Annotated in this window: 14 protein-coding genes; 6 read left to right on the forward strand and 8 right to left on the reverse strand. The window is 71.1% G+C overall.

The genetic code is table 11. The features are described 5' to 3' along the window. The first annotated feature begins 5 nt into the window (after nt 1-5). Complete coding sequence (gene purE / locus ACGFYP_RS22755; RefSeq protein ID WP_361961049.1) at nt 6-539, forward strand: 5-(carboxyamino)imidazole ribonucleotide mutase; 534 nt, start codon at nt 6-8, stop codon at nt 537-539. Next, nucleotides 536-1756: a dipeptidase gene (locus ACGFYP_RS22760; RefSeq protein WP_393496399.1), complete on the forward strand. Its 1221-nt coding sequence runs from the start codon at nt 536-538 to the stop codon at nt 1754-1756. The genes purE and ACGFYP_RS22760 overlap by 4 nt, the downstream gene beginning before the upstream one ends. Nucleotides 1757-1878: 122 nt before the next feature. On the opposite strand, the gene ACGFYP_RS22765 is transcribed toward ACGFYP_RS22760, so the two are convergent. After that, on the reverse strand, nt 1879-2049 hold the full coding sequence (locus ACGFYP_RS22765; RefSeq protein WP_393496403.1) for a hypothetical protein: 171 nt from the start codon (nt 2047-2049) through the stop codon (nt 1879-1881). A gap of 15 nt (nt 2050-2064) precedes the next feature. Here ACGFYP_RS22765 and ACGFYP_RS22770 point away from each other — a divergent pair, with 15 nt between their 5' ends. Continuing rightward, a complete protein-coding gene (locus ACGFYP_RS22770; RefSeq protein WP_393496406.1) occupies nt 2065-2976 on the forward strand; it encodes a membrane dipeptidase in 912 nt (303 codons plus the stop codon). A 75-nt stretch (nt 2977-3051) separates the two neighbouring features. Here ACGFYP_RS22770 and ACGFYP_RS22775 read toward each other — a convergent pair whose 3' ends face one another. Together ACGFYP_RS22775 and ACGFYP_RS22780 are read right to left on the reverse strand one after the other, a co-directional pair. Next, nucleotides 3052-4380, reverse strand: a complete 1329-nt coding sequence (locus ACGFYP_RS22775; RefSeq protein ID WP_361961043.1) for a UDP-glucose/GDP-mannose dehydrogenase family protein — start codon at nt 4378-4380, stop codon at nt 3052-3054. 95 nt (nt 4381-4475) lie between these two features. After that, on the reverse strand, nt 4476-5735 hold the full coding sequence (locus ACGFYP_RS22780) for an LCP family protein (RefSeq protein ID WP_393496410.1): 1260 nt from the start codon (nt 5733-5735) through the stop codon (nt 4476-4478). 119 nt (nt 5736-5854) lie between these two features. Here ACGFYP_RS22780 and ACGFYP_RS22785 point away from each other — a divergent pair, with 119 nt between their 5' ends. Beyond that, nucleotides 5855-6388, forward strand: coding sequence for an acyl-CoA thioesterase (locus ACGFYP_RS22785; protein WP_361961041.1), 534 nt, complete (start codon nt 5855-5857; stop codon nt 6386-6388). A 73-nt stretch (nt 6389-6461) separates the two neighbouring features. Here the strand turns inward: ACGFYP_RS22785 and ACGFYP_RS22790 are convergent, their stop codons facing one another. Further along, nucleotides 6462-7880: an LCP family protein gene (locus ACGFYP_RS22790; protein WP_393496414.1), complete on the reverse strand. Its 1419-nt coding sequence runs from the start codon at nt 7878-7880 to the stop codon at nt 6462-6464. Nucleotides 7881-8099: 219 nt separating this feature from the next. Between ACGFYP_RS22790 and ACGFYP_RS22795 the strand changes: the two genes are divergently transcribed. Beyond that, nucleotides 8100-9119, forward strand: coding sequence for a glycosyltransferase family 2 protein (locus ACGFYP_RS22795; protein WP_393496418.1), 1020 nt, complete (start codon nt 8100-8102; stop codon nt 9117-9119). A 155-nt stretch (nt 9120-9274) separates the two neighbouring features. On the opposite strand, the gene ACGFYP_RS22800 is transcribed toward ACGFYP_RS22795, so the two are convergent. The 4 genes from ACGFYP_RS22800 to ACGFYP_RS22815 form a co-directional block, all read right to left on the reverse strand. Then, nucleotides 9275-11038: an LCP family protein gene (locus ACGFYP_RS22800; RefSeq protein ID WP_393496422.1), complete on the reverse strand. Its 1764-nt coding sequence runs from the start codon at nt 11036-11038 to the stop codon at nt 9275-9277. 47 nt (nt 11039-11085) lie between these two features. After that, nucleotides 11086-12855, reverse strand: a complete 1770-nt coding sequence (locus ACGFYP_RS22805) for an LCP family protein (RefSeq protein ID WP_393496425.1) — start codon at nt 12853-12855, stop codon at nt 11086-11088. Between the two features lie 245 nt (nt 12856-13100). Continuing rightward, nucleotides 13101-14360 carry an LCP family protein gene (locus ACGFYP_RS22810; RefSeq protein ID WP_393496428.1) on the reverse strand — a complete coding sequence of 420 codons (1260 nt, stop codon included), beginning with the start codon at nt 14358-14360 and terminating at the stop codon, nt 13101-13103. Nucleotides 14361-14613: 253 nt separating this feature from the next. After that, entirely contained in the window at nt 14614-15366 is a 753-nt protein-coding gene (locus tag ACGFYP_RS22815; RefSeq protein WP_393496431.1) for a TIGR03089 family protein, read from the reverse strand. Between the two features lie 137 nt (nt 15367-15503). On the opposite strand from ACGFYP_RS22815, the gene ACGFYP_RS22820 reads away from it, so the two are divergent. Beyond that, the gene (locus ACGFYP_RS22820) at nt 15504-17024 is read left to right on the forward strand and encodes an N-acetylmuramoyl-L-alanine amidase (protein ID WP_393496434.1); all 1521 of its coding nucleotides are present in this window, start codon (nt 15504-15506) and stop codon (nt 17022-17024) included. Nucleotides 17025-17041 lie beyond the last annotated feature (17 nt).

Below are 17041 nucleotides of genomic sequence, written 5' to 3' on the forward strand. Positions count from 1 at the left end.
GCAGCATGACCGGCTCTGTGAGCCCCGTCGTAGGCATCGTCATGGGATCCGACTCCGACTGGCCCGTCATGGAGGCCGCGGCCCAGGCCCTGGACGAGTTCGAGATCGCGTACGAGGTCGACGTCGTCTCCGCCCACCGGATGCCGCGCGAGATGATCGCGTACGGCGAGCAGGCCGCCGACCGCGGCCTCAAGGCGATCATCGCGGGCGCCGGCGGCGCCGCCCACCTCCCGGGCATGCTCGCCTCGGTGACCCCGCTGCCGGTGATCGGCGTGCCGGTCCCGCTCAAGTACCTGGACGGCATGGACTCGTTGCTCTCCATCGTGCAGATGCCGGCGGGCGTTCCCGTGGCCACCGTCTCGGTGGGCGGCGCGCGCAACGCGGGCCTCCTCGCCGCCCGGATCCTCGCCGCGCACGACGCCGAACTCCTCGTCCGCATGCGGGAGTTCCAGCAGGAGCTGAACGACCAGGCCACCGACAAGGGCAAGCGGCTGCGCGCCAAGGTCGAGGGCTCGGAGTCGTTCGGCTTCGCCAAGTGAGCGGCGGCACCGTGAGCGAGCGGACGGGCGCGACCGACCGGCTGGCCGAGGCGCTCGAACTCCTCGCCTCCGCACCCGTCGTCGACGGCCACAACGACCTCCCCTGGGCGCTGCGCAAGCACGTCGGCTACGACCTGGACCGGCTGGACATCGCCGCCGACCAGACCGGCGCGCTCCACACCGACCTCGCCCGGCTGCGCGCCGGCGGCGTCGGAGCCCAGTTCTGGTCGGTGTACGTCTCGTGCGAGCTGACCGGCGACGACGCGGTGAGCGCCACCCTGGAGCAGATCGACATCGTCGACCAGCTCCTGGAGCGGTACGCGGGCGAGCTGGCCCCCGCCCTGACGGCGGACGACATGGAGGCGGCGCGGAAGCAGGGCCGCATCGCCTCGCTCAAGGGCGCCGAGGGCGGCCACTCCATCAACAACTCCCTCGCCACGCTGCGCGCGTTGCACACCCTGGGCGTGCGGTACATGACGCTCACGCACAACGACAACACCCCCTGGGCGGACTCGGCGACCGACGAGCCGGGCGTCGGCGGGCTCTCCGCCTTCGGCCACGAGGTCGTCCGGGAGATGAACCGGGTCGGCATGCTCGTCGACCTCAGCCACGTCGCCGCGACGACGATGCGGGACGCGCTCGCCACCTCCGTGGCGCCGGTGATCTTCTCGCACTCCTCGTCCCTCGCGGTCTGCGACCACCCGAGGAACGTCCCGGACGACGTGCTCGCCCAACTGCCCGCGAACGGCGGGGTCGCGATGGCCACGTTCGTACCGAAGTTCATCCTGCCCGCGGCGGTGGAGTGGACGGCCCGGGCGGACGAGAACCTGCGGGCGCACGGCTTCCACCACCTCGACACCACCGCAGAGGCGATGAAGCTGCACCGCGCCTTCGAGGCCGAGAACCCGCGCCCGATCGCCACGGCGGCGACGGTGGCGGACCACCTCGACCACATGCGGGAGGTGGCGGGCGTCGACCACATCGGCATCGGCGGCGACTACGACGGTACGGCGTTCACCCCGGCCGGACTCGACGACGTCGCGGGCTACCCGAACCTGATCGCCGAACTCCTCCACCGCGGCTGGTCCCACGCCGACCTGGCGAAGCTGACCTGGTCCAACGCGGTCCGCGCGCTGCGCGACGCGGAGGCGGTCTCCCGCGACCTGAGCGCCCGGCGCGGCCCGTCGAACGCGACGCTCGCCTCCCTGGACGCGTAGGCCTCTCGACGTCCAAGGCGCGGCGACAGGGGGACGGTGCCGGACCGGGCCCGTCCCCCGAACGGGCTACTCCACCGCCCCTCACGAGGGGCTCCGTGCCACGGTGGACGGTACTGCCTCGTTCAGTTCGGAGTTGTCACGCCATGGCAGATCTTGAAGATCACCATCCCTTCGCCGTCGAGCACACCGGCGCCGCGTCCGGCGAGCTCGATGCCGCCGAACAAGAGCCGCTGCTTGACGAGTTGACCCGTGCGCGGGCACTTCTCGCCGCGCAGCCCGTCGTCGAGGGACACACGGACCCACCCCGGGTGTTCGACCCCGAGGACCTGCCACCGGTGCGGGCGGCGGAGGCCGGCGCGCAGCTCTGGTCCCTGCGCGTCGAGCCCGATGAGGACGCGGCGGACGTCATCGGCACCCTGCGCCGGATCGACGGTATCCGCGCGCTCGTCGACGCCTGCCCCGACGACCTGCGCCTCGCGACCACCACCGCCGAGATGGCTCACGCCGTCAACTGCGGCCGGGTCGCGGTGGTCCTCGGCCCGGTGAGCTGGTCGGCCCTTGCCAGCTCGATCGCCGCGCTGCGGGCGTACCACGCGCTCGGGGTACGGGCGGTCAACCTCACCCGCTTCGACGACTTCGCCCGCGAGGCCGTACGGGAGATGAACCGCCTGGGCCTCGTCGTGGACCTCTCCGGGGCCGACCCGGACTCGGTTCGCCGCACCCTCGCGCTCACCAGGACCCCGGTCCTGCTGACCCGCGCGGATCCGGGGGAGCTGCCGGACGACGTCCTCGGCCTCCTGGGCCGGAACGGCGGCGTCTGCATGGTCCCCGTGACCGAGGACCCGTCGGCGACCGCCGACGTCCTCGACCGCGTCCGCGCCCTGGCGGGCCCGCAGTGCGTGGGCCTCTCCCACACCACGGCCCTCGCGCACGTCACGGACCTCCCACACGCCACGGCCCTCGCGCACGCCACGGACCTCCCACACGCCACGGCCCTCGCGCAGACCACGGGCCTCCCACACGCCATGGGCCTCCCACACGCCATGGGCCTCCCGCCCGCCACCGAGCCGGCCGACGGCTACGCCCCGCTCTTCGCCGAGCTCCTCCGCCGCGACTGGCCCGCCCCTGACCTGGTCGCCCTCTCCCACGACAACGCCACCCGGGCCCTGCGGGAGGCGGAGTTCCACTCCCGCTCGAAGCGTCTGCGCCGCGCGGCCTGAGTTTCGCGCGGCCCGAACACGGAAGGGTCCCGCCTCCCTCACGGGTGGCGGGACCCTTCCGTCCGTAAATTCTCGCTACGCGCGCGGGCGGCCCATCGCGCGGTACACCCAGCCCGCCTCGCGCCACCGGGCGCCGTCAAGGGCGTTGCGGCCGTCCAGGATCACGCGCGAGCTCACCGCCGCCGCCAGCTCCGCCGGGTCCAGCGCGTCGCGGAACTCGCGCCACTCCGTGAGGTGCAGCACGACGTCCGCCCCGCGCACCGCCTCAAGAGCCGACTCCGCGTACCCGAGGGTCGGGAACAGCCGACGCGCGTTCTCCATGCCCTTCGGGTCGTAGACGGTGACCTGGCCGCCCTGGAGGTGGATCTGACCCGCCACGTTCAGCGCGGGCGAGTCCCGTACGTCGTCCGAGTCCGGCTTGAACGTCGCGCCGAGCACCGCGACCCGCTTGCCCAGGAACGAGTCGCCGCCGACCGCGTCCCGCGCCATCTCGACCATCTGGCCGCGCCGCCGCATGTTGATGGAGTCGATCTCGCGCAGGAAGGTCAGCGCCTGGTCGGCGCCCAGCTCGCCGGCGCGCGCCATGAACGCGCGGATGTCCTTCGGCAGGCAGCCACCGCCGAATCCGATCCCGGCCCGCAGGAACTTGGACCCGATCCGCTCGTCGTAACCGATCGCCTCCGCCAGCTTCGCGACGTCGCCGCCCGCCGCCTCGCAGACCTCCGCCATCGCGTTGATGAAGGAGATCTTGGTCGCCAGGAAGGAGTTCGCGGCGGTCTTCACGAGCTCGGCCGTCGGGAAGTCGGTCACCACGAAGGGCGTGCCCTCGGCGATCGGCCCGGCGTACACCTCGCGCAGCACCTTCTCCGCCCGCTCGCTCGCCACGCCCGCGACCACCCGGTCCGGGTGCAGCGTGTCGTTGACGGCGAAGCCCTCCCGCAGGAACTCCGGGTTCCAGGCCAGCTCCACGCCTTCCGGCAGCAGCTCCGCGAGCCGCTCGGCCGAGCCGACGGGCACGGTCGACTTGCCGACGACCAGCGCGCCCTCGCGCACCACACCGGCCAGCGAGCCGAACGCCGCGTCGACGTAGCTCATGTCACACGCGTACTCGCCGTGCTTCTGCGGAGTGTTCACGCAGACGAAGTGGACGTCGCCGAAGGCCCCGACCTCCTCCCAGGAGGTGGTGAAGCGCAGCCGGCCCGTCGACCCCTCGATCCCGGCGACGTGCCGGGAGAGCAGCTCCTCCAGGCCGGGCTCGTACATCGGTACGCGACCGGTGGCGAGCAGCTCGATCTTCTCGGGGACGACGTCGAGGCCGAGGACCTCGAAGCCGAGCTCCGCCATGGCCGCAGCGTGCGTGGCGCCGAGGTAGCCGGTGCCGATCACCGTGATCTTGAGGGCCATACGGGACTCCAGTGAGGTCGGGCGGAATGCCTGCCCGAGCATAGTCGGGCGCTCTCGTGCCCTGGTCCGGGGCCCGGAAGGGCCCCGTCCGCAGGTCAGCGGTCCGACGTCACCGTCACCGGCTCGTCGTTCCTGATCTGCGACACCAGCTGCTTCACCTTGGGCATGTCCCACTTCAGGGAGCCCTGCGGCGCGCTGCCGGAGATCGGGATGTTCATCGACTTCCCGTCGCCGCCGCTGATGCCCTTCATCGCGAAGAACATCTTGCCGAGGTCGTACAGAGACATGTCCTTGTCCACGATCAGCGTGTCAAGACCGGCGCCCAGCGTCGGGTACAGCTTGAACGGGTTGAGGATCGTGCCCGGCGTCGCCGCCTGGTTGGCGAGGGCGGAGAGGAACTTCTGCTGGTTCTTCGTCCGCGCGAGGTCCGACTCGGCGAAGGCGTACCGGGTACGGACGAAGGCGAGGGCCTGCTCGCCGTTGAGTGTCTGCTCGCCCGCCTGGAAGTCGGCGCCGGACTTCTTGTCCTTGAAGCCCTTCTCGATGTTCAGGTCGACACCGCCGAGCGCGTCCACGATGTTCGCGAAGCCGGCGAAGCCGATCTCCGCGTAGTGGTCGATGCGAAGGCCGGTGTTGAACTCGACCGTGCGGACCAGCAGCTCCGGGCCGTCCATCGCGTACGCCGCGTTGAGCTTGGAGCCACCGCGCGCCCCGAACTTCTTGCCGGACTCCGAGCCGACGAAGGACGGGATGGTGACCCAGGAGTCACGGGGGAGCGAGACCATCGTGTTCCCGCTGGAGCAGGCCGCGAGGATCATCATCGAGTCGGTCCGCTTGCCCTCGGCGGAACCGGTGTGCAGCTTCTTCTTCTCCTCGGCCGACATGCCCTCACGGCTGTCGGAGCCGACGATCAGGTACGTCGTGCAGTCGCCCTCGGCCGGCCGCTCGATGACCTTGCCGAGATCGACCTCGTTACGCATCTGGGAGCTGGCCCAGGCGTAGGTGCCGACGCTCCAGCCGAGCACCGCGACGACCAGGACGATCGAGCCGATCTTGATCCGGCGGCGCCAGTCGGGCGCGGGAGCACCGGGCTGCGGCTGCGGCTGCGGCGCGTACCGGGGGTCGTGCTGCGGCGGCACGGTCCCACGCCCGCCACCCTGCGGGGAGCCGTAGACCTGGCCGCTGCTGTAGCCGCTGTCGTAGCCGGACGCCTGCTGCTGCGTGTAGTTCGGGTTGTAGCCCTGGCCCTGGTCGTAGCCCTGGTCGTACTGCGGCTGCTGCTGAGGGACCTGCGGGCGCTGCACGTGCCGCATCCGGCGGGGACCGTCGGGCTGCGAGTTCGGCCAGTCATTCATACGGACCATCTTGCAGGCCGCCCTTCGGGGGCCGACAGGGCGGGTGGGGAATCGGGGCGGCGCTGTTGCCAAGCTGATGCAAAGAGGACGGGGCCGGGACCCGGCATAAGGTGGAGGGCATGACAGATCAGGGCGATATCCCGGGCAAGCCCACCTCGGCGTCCCGCACCACGCTCAGCCACATCATGACCAGCCACGACACCAACCTCCTGGGTACGGTGCACGGCGGCGTGATCATGAAGCTGGTGGACGACGCGGCGGGCGCGGTCGCGGGCCGCCACTCGGGCGGACCGGCGGTGACCGCGTCCATGGACGAGATGGTCTTCCTGGAGCCGGTCCGCGTCGGCGACCTGCTGCACGTGAAGGCACAGGTCAACTGGACCGGCCGGTCCTCCATGGAGGTCGGCGTCCGGGTCATGGCCGAGCGCTGGAACGAGTCCACGCCCGCCCAGCAGGTCGGCTCCGCGTACCTCGTCTTCGCGGCGGTCGACGCCGACGGCAAGCCGCGCGTGGTCCCGCCGGTCGTCCCGGAGACCGAGAAGGACAAGCGCCGCTACCAGGAGGCCCAGATCCGCCGCACCCACCGCCTGGCCCGCCGCCGAGCGATCAAGGAGCTGCGGGAGCAGAGGGCGGCGGAGGGCTACGAGGACTGAGCCGCCGCGCTCCTGCCGTGGGTAAACGTTCCTCCGGAGCGGTGGGGCCCGGGACGAGGTCCTGGGCCCGCGCCTACGGGCAGACCACCCGGTCCCCGGTGACCGCCTCGAACGGGCCCGTCTCGGGCTCGTCCGCCCTGACCGGCGTGACCCCCTTGTAGTCGAGACCCGCCACCACCCGCATCGTCGGCCCCCGCCCCTTCACCGCCCGCAGCTCCGCCCCCGGCAAGGCCGCCGCCAGGGACTTCGCCGAGCGGTCCCAGCGCGGGTCGTACTCCACCAGCGTCCGCCGCAGCTCCGCCCCCTCCCCGGTGCGCGGCGCCCGCGTCGTGTCGAAGCCCGTGGCGCGCAACGCGTCGTCCACCTTGCGGCCGAGCCCGTCCGTCCGGGTCCCGTTGTAGACCTGCACCCGGATCGTCTTCGGGGCCACGTCCACCACCGTCGGCCTCGGCCGGCCCTTCGCCTCCGCGGTCCCCGCGGCCTTCCCGGTCTGCCCGCCCTCCGCCGGCCCCGCCGGGCGCGGGGCGAGCGGCTGGTCGTCGCGCAGGGCCTGGAAGAGCTTCTGCGCCTTGGGCGCGTCCCACTTCACCGTCGAGCCGATGCCCTTCACCGGGAAGCTCATGTCCCCGATCGGCACGGAGACGAACTCCGACGACGCGGGCGTGAACCCCTGCATCGCCTTGGCGAGGGCCAGCAGCTGCTCCGTACCGAAGCCCTCGTCGGCCCGGACCGAGTTCAGCATCGTCGTGGCCACCTCACGGAACCGCACCGGGTTCAGCAGCACCCCGCCGCTCGTCGTCCGGTCGATGAGCGCGGCGAGGAAACGCTGCTGCCGCTGCATCCGGCCGATGTCGGCCGCCCCGTCGACATGGCGCGAGCGCACGTACTGCAGCGCCTGCCCGCCGGTCAGCTTGTGCGGCCCGGCCGCCAGCTCGAGGCCGGTGTAGGTGTCCTTCATCGGCCGGGTGGTACAGATCTCCACCCCGCCGACCGCGTCGACCGTCTTGATGAAGCTGGTGAAGTCGACCTCCAGATAGTGGTCGATCTTCACGCCCGTCATGTTCTCGACGGTCCGCACCGTCAGCCCGGGCCCGCCCTCGGCGTACGCGGCGTTCAGCTTCACCGGGTGCGCCTGGTGCCGCTTCCCCGTCGTCGCGTCGACGTGCTCGGGCATCTCGGCGTACGAGTCGCGGGGGAGGCTCACCACACTCGCCCGGTCCCGGTCCTCGCTGATGTGCACCAGCATCACGGTGTCCGTGCAGTGGCAGGGCGCCCCGCCCAGCTTGTACGCCCTGCGTTGCTCCTCGGTGATGCTGTCGCGCCCGTCCGTGCCCACGACCAGCACGTTCATGCCGTGCCCGGCCTGGGGGCGGTTCTTCATGTCCTTGAACGGGTCGATCCGCTTGATCCCGGTGTCCAGGCTGGTGACCAGCGCGTGCCCGATGCCGCCCGCGCCCAGGACGACGACGGAGAGCGTCGTCGCCATCCGCATGCCCCACCGGGGCCGCGCGGTCCGTCTGACGCGGCGAGCCGGTACGGGACGGGCGGCCGGGCGGGGACGGGGCGTGCGGGGCGGTGTGGGCACCGGGGGACACCTCCGCGGGTGTGACAAGGGGAACCGTGAGCACCGTAGGCCCATACGATCAGCGCAAGGGTGCAGCGCTCCCCGGGACGCGCTTCCTGTCCCCCGTTCGCGGTAACGTGACCGGCAATGAACGCCACGCCCCCCGTCTCCGTGATCATGCCGGTCCTCAACGAGGAGCGGCACCTGCGCAACTCGGTCCGTCACATCCTCGAGCAGGAGTACGACGGCGAGATGGAGGTGGTGATCGCGCTCGGCCCGTCCACGGACCGTACCGACGAGATCGCCGCCGAACTCGTACGAGAAGACCCGCGCGTCCACACCGTGCCCAACCCCACGGGCCGCACGCCCGCCGCCCTCAACGCGGCGATCAAGGCCTCGCGCCACCCGATCGTGGTGCGGGTCGACGGTCACGGCATGCTGTCGCCCAACTACATCGCCACCGCCGTCCGCCTCCTGGAGGAGACGGGCGCGCAGAACGTCGGCGGCATCATGCACGCCGAGGGCGAGAACGACTGGGAGCACGCGGTCGCCGCCGCGATGACGTCGAAGATCGGTGTCGGCAACGCGGCCTTCCACACCGGCGGCCAGGCGGGCCCGGCCGAGACCGTGTACCTGGGTGTCTTCCGCCGCGAGGCGCTGGAGCAGCAGGACGGCTACAACGTCGAGTTCATCCGCGCCCAGGACTGGGAGCTGAACTTCCGGATCCGCGAGGCGGGCGGCCTGATCTGGTTCTCGCCCGAGCTGCGCGTCCAGTACCGCCCGCGGCCGAGCGTGCGCGCGCTGGCGAAGCAGTACAAGGACTACGGCCGTTGGCGCCACGTCGTGGCCCGCTACCACCAGGGCTCGATCAACCTCCGCTACCTCGCCCCGCCGACCGCCGTCTGCGCGATCGCGGCCGGTGCGGTGGTCGGCGCGGCCCTCACCCCGCTCGGCTTCCTGATCCCGGCCGGCTACCTGGCCGCGATCGCCGCGGGCTCGATCCCGGCGGGCAAGGGCCTGCCGCTCAAGGCCCGTCTGCAGATCCCGGTGGCCCTCGCGACGATGCACATGTCCTGGGGCTACGGCTTCCTGACGAGCCCGCGCGCCCTCGCGAAGAAGGTCATCGCGAGCCGCCGCCCGGCGGTGACGACGACCGCGAAGGTCTGACACGTACGTCACACGGCTCGCACGGCTCGCACGGCTCGCACGGCTCGCACGGCTCGCACGGCTCGCACGGCTCGCACGGCTCGCACGGCTCGCACGGCGAACGGCCGGGTCCCCTCGGGGGCCCGGCCGTTCGCCGTCGTCGCACGCTCAGGTGGTCAGCTCTTGCCGTCCCACCGGTAGACGCTGTAGACGTCCATGCACTCCGTCTTGTCGTCCGCGCCGGCCGGCAGATCGCCCGCCTCGGTCTTCGGCTTCTTGTACGTGGCGCCCTCGCGCCAGTCCGAGCCGATGACCAGGGTGATGCTCTCCGCCTTCGCGTCCGCGCGGACGGCCGACTCGGGCAGACCGAGCGCCTTGGCCACGGACAGCGCGTCCGCCTTGCCCTGATCGCCGCCGGACTTGGGGTACTTGATCACCGTGTCCTTGCGGGGCTCGGCGTCCCGTGAGGCCCCCGCCTGCGTGAACCCCTTGCCCTTCAGGGTCTCGGCCATCGCGTTGGCCCGGCCCTCGGTGGGCGCCTGGCCGTCCCCGGCCGTGCCGTTGACGACCGTGACGGCGAGCGTCGCGGGCGCGGCCGCCGCCGGGCCCTGCGGCTTCGGCTTCGCGGACGCGGACGGCTTCGCGCCGGCCGGGTCGCCGTTCTTGTCGAAGGCGACGTCGTCGCGGAGCATCGACCACATCTTGTCGGCGGCGCTCGGCACCATGACGAGCTTGTTCCTGTCCTGCGTCCACTCGGACGTGGGGACCGTCGCCGTCGTGAGACGGTCCAGCTTCACGTTCTTGAGCTGCATCGACAGATCGAAGAGCTTCCCCACGGAGCGGATCTCGTCCGAGACCTGAAGCGCCTTCGTGGCCGTCTCGGCGAGGCCCATGAGGCGTCCGGTGTCGGTCCAGGCGTTCTGGCCCTGGAGCTTCTCCATCATGCCGTTCATGTACATGTGCTGGGCCTTGGCGCGGTTCTGGTCGCTGCCGAACGCGTGCCGGGTGCGCAGCCACTGCAGCGCCTGCTCGCCCTTGATCTCGGTGGTGCCCTTCTTCAGCTTCAGGCCGGAACCACCCTTGACCTGGCGGGTCGACCTGTCGTGGACGCCGGTGTTCACACAGACCGGGACACCGCCGACCTCGTCCGCCATCGCGACCACACCCGCGAAGTCGACCATCATCCAGTGGTCGATGTAGACCCCGGTGATGCTCTCCCAGGTGGTCAGCGTGCAGCCGGGACCGCCGCGGGCCAGGGTCTCGTTGATGGGGCTCGTGGTCGTCTCGGCGTACTGCGTGCCGTTCTCGTCCTTGCACTGGGGGATCTTGACGATCGTGTCGCGCGGGATCGAGATGATGTTGGCGTTCTTGCGGTCCGCGGAGATGTGCAGCAGCATCTGTACGTCGGCGAGGGCCTTGCGGTCCCGCTCGTTCTTGCCGCCGCCGAGCGCCACGTTCTTCTCGTCGGCGCGGCTGTCGGAGCCGATCAGCAGGATGTTGAGCGGGGTGTCGCCGAGCGCGTTCGGCGCGGCCTTCTTCACACCGCTGTCGCCGCCCGCGCGCTCCCCGCCGCGGATGTTGCTGTTGAGGTGCTGGTAGTACAGGTATCCGGCGGCGGCCGTGCCAAGTATCAGGAACGACAGGGTCGCCGCGACCCAGCGGAGTATCTTGCGTTTGCCGCTCTTCTTGGCACGCCTGCGCGGCCCTTTGCGCCGGTGGTTGGCACGGCCCTCGCCGGCCTTCCGGCCCGGGCCGCTCCTGTCCCCTTCACCCGCGGTCCGGTCGTCGGACGGCCGGTCTCCCGGCGTGCGGTCGCCCGGTGCGCGGTCGCCCGCCCCCGGTTCGCCCTCGTCCCCGTAGAGACTCTCGTCCCAGCCCAATTCGCGGGCGTGCGGAACGCGACCCCGGGTCCCCTCCCCACGCACGCTGTTCTGTCCCACCCCTGGTCCCCCTCCTCAGGAACGCGCCGCGGCCCGGTGTTTCCGGGTCACGCGGCGCACACCTTCTTGTCTGCGGTCTGCGCACCCTCCGGCGCCTTTGCCGGACCGGTGATGGGCACCCCCGCGCCCTTGAAGTCGGAACCGAGGACGAGCGTCATGGGTGCGAGCGCCTCGGCGTCCTGCGTGCCCGGCTTGAGCGCCGTGGCGGGCAGCCCCATCAGGTCTGCCAGCTTGCGGGCCTGAGCGGCCTGGTTCGGAGCGTAGGTGAGCGTGGTCTTCGCCGCCTTCTCCGGGGCGTTGCTCTTGTTCGTGGACCTCGTGACGCCCTGCTCGTTCTGGAGCCAGTCCAGCGTCTTCTGCGCCGCTCCGGTGATGCCGCTGCCGTTATAGACGTCGACGCGCACCTCGCGCGCGGTGGACCGGGTGCCCTGCAACAGGGCGGCCTGGGCGTTCTTGGCGTCCTGCTGCTTCTTCTTCACCTCGGTGAGGGAGGTGTCGGACTTCAGGTTCGCGAAGAGCTGCGGCGCCTTGGTCGGGTCGGGCACGACCGTCGCCTTGATCTTCTCGGCCGGGTTGTCGATGACCGGAAGCGTCGTGAACGTGATGTTCTTCGTGTCGATCTTGGCGAGTTCCTCGCCGAGTGCCTTGAGCTTCCCGATGCTTCCTATGCCGGAGTCGACGGTCAGCGCGTTGGTGGCCGCCTCGGCGAGATCGAGCAACTTGCCCGGACTTGTCAGGGTTTCGTCCGACTTCATCTGCCGGATCATCGAACTGAGGAACTGCTGCTGGACCTTGATCCGGTCCAGGTCGCTCTCGTTGCCGAAGCTGTGGCGCGTACGGACGAAGGCCAGGGCCTGCTCGCCCTGGATGGTCGACTCGCCCGCGGGCAGGTTGAGCTTGGAGTCCTTGTCCTTGACCGGCTTGGCCAGGCAGACCTTCACGCCGCCGACGGCCGTCGTCAGCTCCTTGACGGCGTTGAAGTCGGCCATCATGAAGTGGTCGACGGTCAGCCCGGTGAGCTTCTTGACCGTACGCATGGTGCAGCCGGGGTCACGGTCGGACTGGCCGAGGCTGACGTTGAACCGCTCGTCGGCCTGGCCCGGGATGGTCTTGATGGTGCCGTCCGGCATCTTCGTCTGGCACTCGGGGATCTCGGTCTTCAGGTCGCGCGGGATGGACATCGCCGTGGCGTTCGTCCGGTCCTTGGAGACGTGGAAGAGGATCGTGGTGTCGGCGTGGCCGGGGCTGTTCTTGTCGCCGTAGCCCTCGTTGCCGTCACCGGTCCGCTTGTCCGTGCCGATCAGCAGGATGTTGACGGCCTGGTCCTTCTTGAAGCCGGTGCTCTCGGCGCCGACCACGTCGACCTTGTTGATGTTCCCGTTGAGGTGCTCGTAGTACGCGTACACGCCCACACCGCCCGCCACGAGCACCAGGGCCATCGCCCCGCCGGTCCACAGCAGGACCTTCTTCTTGCGGGACTTCGCGGGCTTGCGCTTGCGTCGGCCCGGCTGCGGCGGACCTCCGGCCGGCCCCTCGGGGGCGCGGCGGCGGCGCTGGCCGGGCACGGGAGCCTCGGTCGGCGCGCCGGTCGTACGCGAGCGCTGGCCGGATCGCGACCCCGACCCCTCGGCGGTTCTCGGGCCCGGAGTGGTGGCGCCACGAGGGCGGGACTGCGACGGAGTTCGGTGCTGCGACGGCGCCGGGGGCTGCCCAGCGGAGTGGTTCAGTCGCAGTTCGTAATTGCCCGTCTGCGGGTTGAGGACCCACTGGTCGGCGGGGTCGATCTCATCCGCCTGTCCACGGCTGTGCGCGTCCACGGTTACTTGAATCCTCCGTCGGTGCCACGCGAGGCGCCTCCCCCGGCTGGCGCTCGGTCGTTCGATCCGTCGAGTGCACGACCATGCGGTCGGCGCACCGGATCGCGTCACACTATCCGCCCAGTTCAGCGTGGGGCGACGTCCGTGACAAATTCCACGCCCCTTACAACTGGGCAATAAGCCCAAACCTCTTCCGTCACCGTCCTCCCCCCGGACTCCTTGGACTCTCCTTTACTCACCCAGCCCTAGGAGCATGCTCCCTCCGCCGCGCTGCGCCCCGTGAAGGTCGGCGCGGGTGACGTGCTCGGGGATGCCGCGTCGTCCGGTTTTCCGTCGCTCTCCGTGCCCTGCGGGCCCATTCCGCCCTCTCCGGTCGCGCCGGGGGAGGGGGACGGTTCGGTGCCCGGAGCCACGGTGACGGGCTTGTCCTCGCGCAGTCGCTTGAAGAGTTGGCTCGCTTCGGGTTGTACGAGTTCGTCCCGGTTCGCGTCGTACGAATACGGCCGCCGCGGCACCGTGAGGAACTGCACCTTCTCCGTCGGGATCGCCCGCATCGACCGCGCCAGGTCGTACAGGTCCCGCAGCGAGTCAAGGCCCTGGTCGGTCGTGATCGACTTCGTCGCCGCGTCCAGGACCGGGTAGAGCCGGGTCGGATTCAGCAGCACGCCGTTGCTCTGCACCTTGTTGACCAGCGCGCCGAGGAACTGCTGCTGGCGGTCCATGCGTTCCGTGTCGCTGCCGTTGCCGAGCGTCTTGCGGGCCCGTACGAAGCCCAGCGCCTGCTCGCCGTGGAGCGTCTGGCGCCCGGCCGGCAGCTTCAGCTTGGCGTCCTTGTCGTCGATCGGCTCCTTGAGGCAGATCTCCACCCCGTCGACCGCGTCGACCATCTTCTTGAAGCCCCGGAAATCGATCACCATGTGGTGATCGATCCGGATTGCGGTCAGCCGCTCGACGGTCCGGATCGTGCAGGCCGTGCCGCCGATCTCGAAGGCCGAATTGAACTGGGCGAACATTTCCTGGGTCCGATTTCCGCCCGATGTCCGGCAGCTCGGAATGTTCACCATCAGGTCACGCGGAATCGACACGGCCGTCGCACTCGACCGACCCGCCGCGATGTGCAGAATGATCGTGGTGTCGGAGCGCTGGGTGCCCTTGTCCTTCCCGTACTTCGTGTTGCCGGCCCCGGACCGCGTGTCCGAACCGATGAGCAGGATGTTCTGCGCGCCCATCGCGACCGGCGTCGGACGCTCCTTCTCGTACTTGAGCAGTTCGGCGGCGGCGTCGGTGTCGGTGGTGATGTTGTTGTCGAGCTTGCGGTAGAGCCACCAGCCGGTACCCGCCGCGGCGAGGACGACCACCGAACACCCGAGAGCCGTCCAGCGCAGCCAGTGACGCTTGCGCGGGGCCTCCGGATCGGTCTCCGGTTCCGCCTCGGATCCAGCCTCCGGTTCGGCCTCCGGTTCGGCCTCCGGGGGTTCGGCGGGCGTGCCGGCACTGTCCGTCACGTCTGAGTCCATCCTTCACGGCGTCGGCGTCGGCGGCGCGCCCGGAAGCCGCCGTTCGAAGAGTGGGACGGCCGAACCGGACGCATGGTTGTGCGGGAGGGGTGCGTACCCGCCGATCATGTACCGGAGTTGACGCACGGACCCGGGGACTCGGCGAGTCCGTGCGCCATACGGGTGGAACGTCAGCTGGTTGTCATACGGCGAGGGCCGGTGCGGCGACCCGTCGTACGGCGGTGGCCCGTGCGGTGGCTCGTCATACGGCGGTCGCGGTGACCCGCTCGCTCTCCACCCGCTTGTCGAGCGACTCGGGCGCCAGCTGGTCCAGGTTCCGGCACAGGACGACGGACGCGCCGGCCGCCAGCGGCGCGTACAGCCCGGCGGAGAGCCCGTCCCAGCCGTCGTACGGACGCCCGGAGAGCAGCCGCGCCCCGGGCGCGAGGCCGAGGGCCTCGGCGTCCGCGCGGGCCCGTGCGACGAGCTGGGCGCCCGTCAGTTCCGTACCGTCGACGAGGAGCGCAGGACCGTCCGCGTCCACCGGGACGAACGGGGCGAACCGGTCACCCTGGCTCGGCACCTCCACCGCGTAGTCCGCGTACCCGGCGGGCGGAGCGGGGAAGCGGCGGCCCAGCGGGGCGAGGGAGAGCGCGATCCGGTCCCCCGAGCAGGCGCGCCCCGCGTCGAGGCCGTCCGGTCCCGCCACGGCGTAGTCGGCGTCCGCCGGGTCGCCGCCGATCTCCGCGACCACGCCGACGGAGGAGCAGGCCAACAGCCACACGGCGGTCTGCCAGTGCGCGGGCACCAGAAGCGCGAGCCGGTCGCCGGGGGAGGCGGACAGCTCGCCCTGGAGCAGATTGGCCGTCTTGGCCACCCAATTGGCGAAGGTGGCCACGGACAATTCGACGCGCTCACCGGTGGCGTCGTCGTAGAAGGTGACCAAGGGGCGTGCGGGGTCCGCGGCGAGCGCGGATCGCAGCAGGTCGGCGGGGGTGCGGTCGCTGGCGTTCACGCGGGCAAGGGTACGCGGGGAGGGGTGCGGGGACCCGCCGTACCGGTGACGCCGTCCTCCGGTCGGACCGACGGGCCGTCAGTTTCCGGCCGGGATCCCGCCGAGCGGAACGGGCCCGGGGTGCGGACGATCCCTACATGCGTGCCTACCTCGTCTCCTCGATCGCCGTCACGTGCGCGGCGGTGCTCGCCCTGCCGTTGTCCCTCGCGACGCCGGCGGCGTCGCTCCAGCCGGCCGCTTCCGGCGCGCCAGGTGCCGCGCGGGCGGACGACGCCGCGCCGGACGTCGCCGCACGAGACCTCGCCGCACCAGACCTCCCCGCACGAGACCTCCCCGCACCAGACCTCCCCGCACGAGACCTCCCCGCACCAGACCTCGCCGCACGAGACCTCGCCGCGCGACCGGACGCGGACGTCGCCGGGTCCACCGAGTCCCTGCCCCTCGCCCCGCTCGGGAACGGCCGCCGGGCCATCGGCGCGCCCGACGCGGCCGGGGCGGCGCAGGGGCTGACCCGACGGGACGTCAGACCCTTCTCACTCGTCGGCGTCGTCTGGGACGACGTCCGCGCCCCCCTGCACGGCACCGTCCAGGTCCGCACCCGGGCGACCGGGAGCCCCGACTGGTCGCCGTGGCAGGCCCTGGAGGTCCACAACGACGAGCACGGGGCCGATCCCGGCACCGCGGAGGCCGCGTCGGGAGCGGTCCGCGGGGCCACGGCTCCGCTGTGGGTCGGCGACTCGGACGGCGTCGAGGTCCGCGTACAGCCGCAGGGGCGGACGGACCGCACGGCGGAGGAGTCGGCGGCCGAGCGGCTGCCGGAAGGCCTCCGCCTGGAACTGGTGGACCCGGGCGAGGAACCGGCGCCGGTCCCCGACCGGGCAGCATCCCCGGACGACGGCAAGAGCGGTGCCTACGCGGGGGCTGTGACGCACGGAACGCTGGGCGTGCACCGGGGCCCGACCGTGGAAGAGGCGGCGGCGTTCTCCGTGAACGCACAGCTCGCCCCGGTCGGTACGGCCGTGATCCCGGCGGCCGCCGCCGCGAAGCCGTACATCGGACCGCGCCCGAAGATCATCACGCGCAAGGGCTGGGGGGCGGACGAGAAGCTGCGCGAGAAGGGCTTCGTCTACACCAAGTCGATCAAGGCCGCCTTCGTCCATCACAGCGCGACCGGCAACAACTACACCTGCAAGCAGGCGCCCTCCGTCCTCCGCAGTATCTACCGCTACCACACCCAGAGCAGCGGCTGGCGCGACTTCGGCTACAACTTCGCCGTCGACAAGTGCGGAAACATCTACGAAGGCCGCGCCGGGGGAGTGGCCAAGCCGGTCCTGGGGGCCCACACGCTCGGTTTCAACACGAACAGCATGGGCATCGCCGTCCTCGGTACCTACAGTTCGACGAATCCGCCGGCCGCGGTGACGACCGCGATCGCGAAGCTGACCGCATGGAAGCTGGGGCTGCACGGGGGAAATCCGAAGGGGAAGGCGACGCTCACCTCGGGCGGTGGAAACAGGTACAAGAAGGGCACGAAGGTCAAGTTCAACGCCATCGCCGGACACCGTGACGGTTACGCCACGGCCTGCCCCGGAGCCCGCCTCTACGGGAAGCTCGGCACCACCCGTACCGCCTCGGCGAAGTACCAGGGGCGGCCGTGATGCGGTCGCCGGTCCGA

Source organism: Streptomyces sp. NPDC048370, assembly GCF_043200825.1.
GTDB lineage: Bacteria > Actinomycetota > Actinomycetes > Streptomycetales > Streptomycetaceae > Streptomyces.